7 protein-coding genes are annotated in these 9334 nt (G+C 70.1%); all 7 read left to right on the top strand.

The window, feature by feature from the left end; all coding sequences use genetic code 11:
* Positions 1-727 (top strand): lytic transglycosylase domain-containing protein (locus FMP39_RS23620; RefSeq protein ID WP_228558271.1); only part of this gene is annotated, 727 nt, incomplete at its 5' end.
* Between the two features lie 185 nt (positions 728-912).
* Complete coding sequence (locus tag FMP39_RS23615; protein ID WP_090491309.1) at positions 913-1236, top strand: STAS domain-containing protein; 324 nt, start codon at positions 913-915, stop codon at positions 1234-1236.
* Positions 1237-1331: 95 nt separating this feature from the next.
* Positions 1332-2312, top strand: a complete 981-nt coding sequence (locus FMP39_RS23610) for a MoxR family ATPase (RefSeq protein ID WP_141592492.1) — start codon at positions 1332-1334, stop codon at positions 2310-2312.
* Positions 2309-3277: a DUF58 domain-containing protein gene (locus FMP39_RS23605; protein WP_141592491.1), complete on the top strand. Its 969-nt coding sequence runs from the start codon at positions 2309-2311 to the stop codon at positions 3275-3277. Before FMP39_RS23610 ends, FMP39_RS23605 begins: the two co-directional genes overlap by 4 nt.
* Positions 3274-5328 carry a DUF3488 and transglutaminase-like domain-containing protein gene (locus FMP39_RS23600; RefSeq protein WP_194858536.1) on the top strand — a complete coding sequence of 685 codons (2055 nt, stop codon included), beginning with the start codon at positions 3274-3276 and terminating at the stop codon, positions 5326-5328. The genes FMP39_RS23605 and FMP39_RS23600 overlap by 4 nt, the downstream gene beginning before the upstream one ends.
* Positions 5329-5759: 431 nt before the next feature.
* Entirely contained in the window at positions 5760-6647 is an 888-nt protein-coding gene (locus tag FMP39_RS23595) for an RNA polymerase factor sigma-32 (protein ID WP_020478755.1), read from the top strand.
* A 161-nt stretch (positions 6648-6808) separates the two neighbouring features.
* Positions 6809-9274, top strand: coding sequence for an OPT family oligopeptide transporter (locus FMP39_RS23590; RefSeq protein WP_141592489.1), 2466 nt, complete (start codon positions 6809-6811; stop codon positions 9272-9274).
* Positions 9275-9334: the final 60 nt, after the last annotated feature.

Below are 9334 nucleotides of genomic sequence, written 5' to 3'. Positions count from 1 at the left end.
GGGCTGGACGGTGGCGGTGGCGGCTTGGATGGTGGGGACGGGGGCGGTCGCGTTTCCGGTGCAGGTGCCGGAAGGCGCCCAGGGCGAGGAGCCGGAGGTGACGGAGCTGCGCGCGAAGCTGGCCGAGCGCGACGCCGAGCTGAAGGCGACCCTGGCGAAGCTGCACCTCTACGAGGATGAGGCCCACTACGCCGAGGCCGAGGCCCTGGGCATCACGGAGATGGTGAAGGCCTCTGGCCTCCCCGCCCGGCAACAGCGCCGGCTGGCGGTGGCCATCGTCCGCGAGGCGGCTCGCAACAACATCGACCCGCTCCTGGTGGTGGCGGTGATCCGCTGCGAGAGCTCCTTCAACAACTACGCGGTGTCCCACGTCGGGGCCATGGGCCTGATGCAGGTGATGCCGGACACCGGCACCTGGCTGGCGGACAAGGCCGGCCAGCGGCTGGGCCGCACCAGCAACCTCTTCGACTCGGAGACCAACGTGGAGCTGGGGACCGCGTATCTGGCGGACCTCATCCAGCGCTTCGGCACCGTGGAGAAGGCCCTGGTCGCCTACAACGCCGGCCCCGGGCTGGCCCGCCGCATCCTGGCCAAGAAGGAAGCGCGCACGAAGTTCATGGCCGGCTACCCCGCCAAGGTCGTGAAGGAATTCCGCAAGCTGAAGGCCGCCCAGGAGAAGCAGCTCACCCTGCGAGAGGCCCAGAAGACGAATGGCCAGAAGAGCTGAGCGCTGAGCAACAAGCCTTGCGACGGCTGCACGACAGTCGCGAGAAAGTTGCGATGGAGGGGGTAACCAAACCCGCGGACCATGTGCACTGTGCGCCGGGCGGGAGAACCCCACGGGTCCTCCGTGGAAGGACTGGAGCGATGACGCTCCACCTCAGGCTCCGCGCCAACTTGGAGAGCACAGCAATGTCGGGGCTACAGATCCACCGTGAGGAGTCCGCAGGTTCCGTGACGCTGCGACTGGAAGGCACGCTGGACGGCAAGACGGCAGAAGAGGTCCGGACCTCTCTGAGCGCCCTGAGTGGGTGTGAGGTCGTCCTGGACTTCACCCACCTGCGGGAGTTCAAGGACAGCGCCGTGGGCGTCCTGACGCGTGGCCTGGTGGAGCGCCCCGTCCAGTTGCGCGGCCTTGCCACCCACCACGAGCGGATGTTCCGGTACTTCGGTGTGGGCACAGGGACGTCGCCGCGCCCTGCCTACTACACGCCCGAGGACGTCTTCCTGGCGTAGGCGCTTCGCCGCCTCGGGAGGGAGGGAGCGACCGCGCTGCAAGCCCGGACGCGAAGCGTGTTGGCAATCGAGGGAGTCGGCTAGAGTGGCGACAGATGAACCAGCCTGCCCGCGCCCTCTCCCCGGTGCCTTCCCCCGCAAACGCGCGCTCGGCGATGGAACGCATCGCCACCCAGCTGGGCCGCGCGGTGCAGGGAAAATCCTCCCAACTCCAGCTCGTGGTGACGTCCCTGGTCGCCGGCGGCCACGTGCTGCTGGAGGACGTCCCGGGCGTGGGCAAGACGACGCTCGCCGAGGCCCTGGCCAAGGCCTGCGGCCTGAGCTTCGCCCGCGTCCAGTTCACCGCGGACCTGATGCCCGCCGACGTCCTGGGCGCCCAGGTCTTCCACGCGCAGACGGCCACCTTCCAGTTCCGCCCCGGTCCCCTCTTCCGGCAGCTGGTGCTGGCGGATGAGCTGAACCGCGCCCCGCCACGCACCCAGTCCGCGCTGCTGGAGGCCATGGCCCAAGGCCAGGTCTCCCTGGACGGCGCCACGCACGCGCTGCCCGCCCCCTTCACGGTGGTGGCCACGCAGAACCCGGTGGACTTCTCCGGCACCTACCCGCTGCCGGACTCGCAGCTGGACCGCTTCATGGTGCGCATGTCCCTGGGCCACCCGACGCCGGAGGTGGAGGCCGGGCTGCTCGTCACCCGCGACGGCACGCCGCCCCTGGACGCGGTGGAGACCGTCTCCGAGCCCGAGGAGCTGGCGTCCCTGCGCTCGTTCGCCGCGGCGCTGCGGTTGGACGCGTCGGTCGCGGACTACGTGGTGCGGCTGGCCACGGCCACGCGCTCGCATGGCGACCTGGAGCGAGGCGCCTCCACCCGCGCGGTGCTCGCGCTGGGCGCGGCCGCACGGGCCCACGCGCTGTGGGACGCCCGGGACTTCGCCACGCCCGGTGACGTCCGCGCGGCGCTGGTGCCCTGCTGGGCCCACCGCATCATGCTGCGCAGCGCCGTGCAGGGCGTGACCGCGCGCGACGAGGCGGCGCACCTGCTGGAGGAGATTGCCCGAAAGGTCCCGGCGCCCCGGTGAAGCCCCGGCTGCCGTCATGGTGGGCCCGGGTTCGCTCGCGGCTCCGCCCGCCGCGCACCCTCAAGGTGACGCGCATCGGACGCACCTATCTGGTGGTGACGTTCGGCGTGGGCCTCGGCGCGCTCAACACCGGCAACAACCTCCTCTACCTGCTGCTGGGCCTGCTGCTGAGCATGGTGGTGGTGTCGGGCGTCCTGTCCGAGCGCTGCCTGCGTTACCTGTCGGTGCGGCGCGTGGGCGCGGACGCGGCCTTCGCCCAGGAGCCCTTCGCCTTCCGGTGGGCCATTTCCCGCGGCCAGGGCCACGCCTTCGCCCTCACGCTGTCGGAGGCGGACTCGCCGCTCACCGGCGCGGGCGGCGTGGGTTACCTGCCCGCGGGCGTGGACCACGTCGTGCGAGCGGACCTCACCGCGCCCCAGCGTGGGCCCGTGCTGCTCACGGGCGTGCGTGTCACCACCACCTGGCCGCTGGGGCTGTTCGCCAAGACGCGCACCTTTCCGCTGGAGAGCACGCTGCTCATCTACCCGCGGCGGACCTACGCCTGTCAGGACCCGGGCGCGCCGGAGCAAGGCCCCGTGGGCGACGCGGGCAACCCCCGCCGCAATGACGGCAACGGGGACGTGAGCGGCCTGCGCGAGCTGGCGCCGGGTGAGGACGCCCGGCGCATCCACTGGATGAAGAGCGCCTCCGCCGGGAAGCTGCTGCGGGTGGAGCGCGAGCACGAGGAGCGGCGCACCTTCGTGCTGACGGTGGCGGACGGGCTCGACGCGGAGGCGCTCGAGCGCCGCTGCGAGGAAGTGGCCGCCTTGGCCCACCGGCTCATCGAGGAAGGTCACGAGGTGGGCCTGGACACGCCGGAGGAGCGCATCCGGCCCGCCGCGGGCACGGCCCAGGAGCGGCGCCTGCTCCGGGCGCTGGCGTGGCTGGGGTACGAGCGCCCTCGCGGTGGCGAGGAGGTGGCATGAGGAAGGGCACGCGGCTGAGGCTGGTGTTGCGAGACCTGGGCTCCGGGTCCGCCTTCGCCTCCATGGCGGTGTCGGGCCAGCTCCCCATCTGGTCCCTGGCCCTCTACGGCGTGGCCCTGGTGGTCGCGCTGGCGGGGCGGCGCCCCTTCGCCAACCGGGTGAAGCTCACCGCGCTGCTGCTGCTGGCCGTGGCGCTGACGCTGGGCACGAACGTGCTCGCGGGCTCGCTCAACCTGGTGGTGGCGGCCTGTGCCTTCGCCGGCCTCATCTCCGCGCAGCGTCTGCTGTCCACGCCGGACGCGGCCACCGATGGCCAGGTCCACCTGTCCGGCCTGTTGATGGTGGCGGGCGGCGCGGCGCTCTCCGGCGAGCTCGTCTACGGCCTCTTCCTGATGGTCTTCGGCGTGCTGGCCAGCATCGCCCTGGCGCTGGGCGTGGTGGAGTCCGCGGTCCCCGAAGGCGAGCCGGTGCCGGTGCGCGCGGTGATGGGCCCGCTGGCCATGGGCGTGGGCTTCGCCGTGGTGGGCGCGGTGGCCTTCTTCATCCTCTTCCCCCGCCTCAACTGGAACATGATTGGCCCCAGCGCCTCGCCCGGCCTGGGCGTGGCCACCGCGGGCTTCTCCAACACCGTGCGCCTGGGCGGCGCGGGCACCATCAAGGGCAACCCGCGCATCGTGCTGCGCGCCACCCTGACCCCGGACCCGGAGAAGGAAACGCTCGACGCGTACTGGGTGGGCCGCACCTATGACGTCTTCGACGGCATGGAGTGGTCCAACGCGAGCGCCACCAGCCACGGCTCCGAGTTCATGACGACGCTGCGGCCGGGCCAGGAGAACCTGGTCCACCAGCACGTGGAGCTGATGCCCGCGTACGGCGCGCGCACGCTGGTGGCGCTGGAGACGCCCTCGCGGCTGGGCAACGCCGTGGCCAACACGCAGGTGGGCTCCCGGCGCACGCAAATCCACGAACTGGGCGGCGGCGAGGTGCGCTTCCGAGACTCCGGCATCTCGTATTCATATGAGGCCTACAGCCTCCCGCCCGGCGCCAGCGGCGACGACGTCCAGGACCTGCCCCCGGTGGAGCAGGATGCCCTGCTGTCGCTGCCGGACGGGCTGGACGTCCGCGTCGGCCAGACAGCCGCGCGGGTGCTGAATGGCGAACGCGACCCGCTGGCCGCCGCGCGGAAGCTGTCCACGTGGCTGCAACGCGAATACAGCTACACGCTGGAGTTGAGCGGCGACGTGCCGGACCCGGTCGCCGACTTCCTCTTCCAGCGCAAGCAGGGACACTGCGAGCACTTCGCCACCGCGCTCACGTTGATGCTGCGCACCCAGGGCATGCGGGCGCGGCTGGCCACCGGCTTCTTTGGCGGCGAGCGCGTGACGGGCGGCTACGTCGTCCGCGCGGGTGATGCGCATGCCTGGACGCACGTGCTGGTGCCGGGGCGCGGCTTCATCACCGTGGACGCGACGCCGCCGGCCCACCGCGCGAACCAGTCCCCTCGCCTGCTGGAGCAGCTCATCAACTTCTATGAAATCGTGGAGTCGCAGTGGCGTGACGTCGTCCTGGACTACAACTTCCGCGATCAGCTGACCGTCGTCCGCTCGCTCACTCGCTCGCGCGAGGTCCCGAAGAAGGACGAGCCGCCCAGCCGCACGCCGCCCCCCCGGGCCTTTGGTGCCGCGCTGCTCGCGGCCGCCGCGGCCTATACCGCCTGGCGGCTGCTGACACAGTTCCTGTCGCGCAAGCGGCCGTTGGAGGCCACGCGCTTCGCGGACGCGGTGGAGGCGCAGCTCGCCTCCGCGCGAATCACACGTGTCGACGGCGAGACACTGGAAGCACTGGACGCTCGGCTCGCCCGGGAGCGGCACCCGCTGTCCCCCGCCCTGACGCCCGTCACCCGGCGCTACCTGGAAGCCCGCTTTGGCGGTCGCCCGCTCCAGCAGGGAGAGGCGACGCGGCTGCTGACGGACTTGAGACGCGCTGTTCTCACGGAGTCCCAGCGCGTCGCCAGCGAGGGCACTCGCCCGCCCCAAGCGCGCGCTTCCTGACACCCGGACCTCGGTCCTCGCGCCTGATTGCCAGGCTGCCCACCGCGCGTGCCGGCGACCCGGGTGTGTCAGCGGCCCGAGGCGTCGTTACGCCTTTTCCCGCGGGCGGCCACGTCGTGTGACGGGCATCGCTCCAATGGCCGCGCCCTCACTGGGAGCACGGCCCTGCGCAGCCCCCGGGAGGCTTGAATGCGAACAGTTCTGAAGCTCCTACAGCTAGCGCATCCGGCGATTCATGCCGGTGCGACGTAACGGTTACAGGATTGCGGCGCTGTACGCGCCGCTGGAGCACGCCAACCCCTCGCAGACATTGGGAATGGCCCTTCGGGGCAGGTTGGCATTTCTGTTGCTCAAGCTCCCTTCGTCACGTCGTCAGACGAAATCCATCCATCCAGGCCTCACCGCGAGGCCCACCGGCGGAGAAATCATTCATGCAGGCATCCACCGAGCAGTCGTCCAACTCCGGCTCCCTGGCGATGTACCTCTCGGAGATCAACCACTACTCCCTCCTCAAGGTGGAGGAGGAGCAGGAGCTCGCGCGCCGCTTCCTCAAGGGCGACCTGGCGGCCGGGCACCGGATGGTGACCGCCAACCTGCGCTTCGTGGTGAAGGTCGCCTATGAGTACCGCTCATACGGCATCAAGATGTCGGACCTCATCCAGGAGGGGAACATCGGCCTGATGAAGGCCGTACAGAAGTTCGATCCGGACAAGGGCATCCGTCTCATCTCCTACGCCGTCTGGTGGATTCGCGCGTACATCCAGAACTACATCCTCAAGAGCTGGTCGCTCGTGAAGCTGGGGACCACCCAGGCGCAGCGGAAGCTGTTCTTCAGTCTGGCCCGCACGCGCCGCGAGCTGGAGAAGTTTGGCAGCGGTGACGCGGCGGTGAACGTGGATGACATCGCCCGCCGTCTCCACGTGAAGCCGGGTGAGGTGCGGGAGATGGAGCAGCGCATGGGTGGCCGTGATCTGTCGCTGGACGCGCCCATGGGCGAGGACGGCGGCAACAGCCACGTGGACTTCGTGGTGAGCGCCGCGGCCCCGCAGGACGACGAGTTCGCGGACAAGGAGGAGGCGGGCCTCATCAACGCCCGCGTCCGTACCGCGCTGATGCGCCTGGACCCGCGAGAGCGCTTCATCATCGAGCAACGCGTCATGAACGAGCGCCCCATGACGCTCAAGGAGCTGGGGGAGCACTTCGGCTTCTCGCGCGAGCGCGCCCGCCAGTTGGAGATTCGCGCCAAGGACAAGCTCAAGTCGGAGCTGGCCGCGCTCATGGCCGAGGTGGACCCCGAGGCCGTCGCCGCCCAGCAGTGAGCCGGAATTGACCCGGCCAGTTGCCCCAGCATTCCGGGGCTGGCCCGCATCGAAGCGCCTCTGCCCTACCGGCGGAGGCGCTTGTCATTTGAGGGCGTTGTTTCACGGCCAGCCGGGGGCCTGCTAGAAGGAGTCGGTTTCCCTTCGAAGGAGCCCCCCGCTTGGCCCACGGTTCGCCGCCAATCTCCGAGGATCGCGTCCCGGTCGCGCAGACACTCGCGAAAGTCGCCCATACCCCGTACGTCCCCCCCGACAAGTCTCCGGCGGAGATGACGATTCGAGCCCTGGTGCTCGGCTCGGTGCTGGGCATCGTGTTCGCCGCCTCGTCCGTGTACCTGGCCATCAAGGTGGGCCTCACGGTCTCCGCGTCCATTCCCGTCGCGGTGCTCTCCATCGCCATCTTCCGGGCCCTGGGCAACTCCAGCATCCTGGAGAACACCATCGTCCAGACGACGGGCTCGGCCGGTGAGTCGCTCGCCTTCGGTGTGGCCGCCGCGCTCCCCGCCCTGCTGCTGCTGGGCTACGACATCAGCCTCACCCACGCCTTCCTCACGGCGGCGCTGGGCGGCGTGCTCGGCGTGCTGATGATGATTCCGCTGCGCCAGGGCCTCATCGTCCAGGAGCACGGCAAGCTGCCCTACCCGGAGGGCACCGCCAGCGCGGACGTCCTCATCGTCGGCGAGCAGGGCGGCACCAACGCCCGCACCGTCATCACCGGCTTCTTGGTGGGCGGCATCTACAAGCTCGCCTACTCCGGCATGAAGCTGTTCCGCGAGGTGCTGAGCACGCCGCTGCAGGGGCTCAAGAGCGCGACCGTCTCCACCGAGGTGAGCCCGGAGCTGCTGGGCGTGGGCTACATCATCGGCCCCCGCGTGGCGGCCATCACCTTCGCCGGTGGTGTGCTGAGCTACCTCATCCTCATCCCGGCCATCTCGTTCTTCGGCAGCGGGCTGGAGACGCCGCTGCTGATGCACAACGGCCAGCTCATCCGGGACATGTCGCCGGACCAGATTCGCAATGCGTACGTGCTCTACATCGGCGCGGGCGCCGTGGCGACGGGCGGTCTCATCAGCCTCATCCGCTCGCTGCCCACCATCGTCGGGGCCTTCAAGCGCAGCCTGGAGTCGCTGAAGGCGTCGCGGGGTCAGGGCGCCATGCCGCAGCTGCTGCGCACGGAGCAGGACCTGCCCATCACCGTGGTGCTGGGTGGCAGCGCGCTGCTGGTGCTGGCCATCTGGCTGTCGCCGCCGCTGGAGGTGAACTTCATCTCCGCCTTCCTCATCGTCATCTTCGGATTCTTCTTCGTCACGGTGAGCGCGCGCATCACCGGTGAGATTGGCAGTTCGTCCAACCCCATCTCCGGCATGGTGGTGGCCACGCTGCTCATCACCTGTCTCGTGTACCTGCTCATGGGCTGGACGTCGTCCGAGGACCGCTTCATGGCCCTCACCACGGCGGCCATCGTCGGCATCGCCGCGTCCAACGGCGGCACCACCGCGCAGGACCTCAAGACGGCCTTCCTGGTCGGCGGAACGCCGCGTCGCCAGCAGTTGGCGCTGTTCGTCGGTGTGCTCACCAGCGCGATGTTCATCGGCCTGGTGCTGGTGACGCTCAACCGCGGCGCCACCGTCACCATCCCCGAGCCCCACCCGGGCGTGAAGGTGACGGAGTTCTCCAACGAGACGCGCGTCCAGCACACCTTCTCCTGGGCCGTCTCCGCCGACGCAATGGCGGCCCGCGGCCTGGACGAGGCGGCGCTGCGCAAGGCCGTCTGGGCGCAGGGCTACGAGCTGAACACGCAGAGCGGCGCGATGGAGCTGCGCAGTTGGCGCGACGTGTCCTCGCAGGACCTGGGCGCGGTGACGCTCAACGTCTCCAGTGGCGCCCCCATCAAGGTGGCGGACCTGGGCGCCGTCACGGACGGCCCGGAGCGCACCTACAAGGAAGGCTACGTGCGCGGCGCGGACACGCCGGTGCCCGCGGGCAAGTACCTGCTCGATGAGTCCGACACCATCCAGTACGTGGTGGACCCGGGCATCGGCGGCCGCGTCAGCGTCTATGAAGGCCAGCAACTGACGCGCTACGCGGCGCCCAAGGCGCAGCTGTTCTCGCTCATCATCGACGGCATCCTCACCCAGAAGCTGCCGTGGGACCTGGTGCTCCTGGGCGTGTTCATCGCGCTGATGCTGGAGCTGTGCGGCGTGTCCTCCCTGCCCTTCGCGGTGGGCGTGTACCTGCCCATCAGCAGCAGCGCGCCGCTCTTCGTGGGCGGCATGGTGCGCTACTTCGTGGACCGCATCCGCGGCGGCGAGTCCGACTTCTCGCCGGGCACCCTGCTCTCCTCCGGCTTCATCGCCGGTGGCTCCATCGCGGGCGTGCTCATCGCCTTCCTGGAAATCGCCACCGACGGAGCAGGCACCCGCGCACTGAATCTGCCTGCCCTGCTGGGCAACCAGGGCGGCCTGGGCGGCTTCCTCAACATGGTGGGCGAGAGCGAGCACGCCCACCCGCTGTGGTCCAACCTCTGGGGCCTGCTCTTCTTCGCCGGCCTGACGCTGTTCCTGCTGCGCTCCGCCCTCAAGGGCCAGAGCGCCGCCATGTCCCCGCCGCCGCAGAAGGAGGCGTAGGCCACGTGCCCGAACCTCCTCCTGGAGGCCGGGTGAAACACCGCTGAGACACCCGGGGCG

The organism is Myxococcus sp. AB056, from assembly GCF_006547365.1.
In the GTDB taxonomy this organism is placed as follows: domain Bacteria; phylum Myxococcota; class Myxococcia; order Myxococcales; family Myxococcaceae; genus Myxococcus; species Myxococcus virescens.
This window is presented reverse-complemented; position numbering and strand designations above follow the sequence as displayed.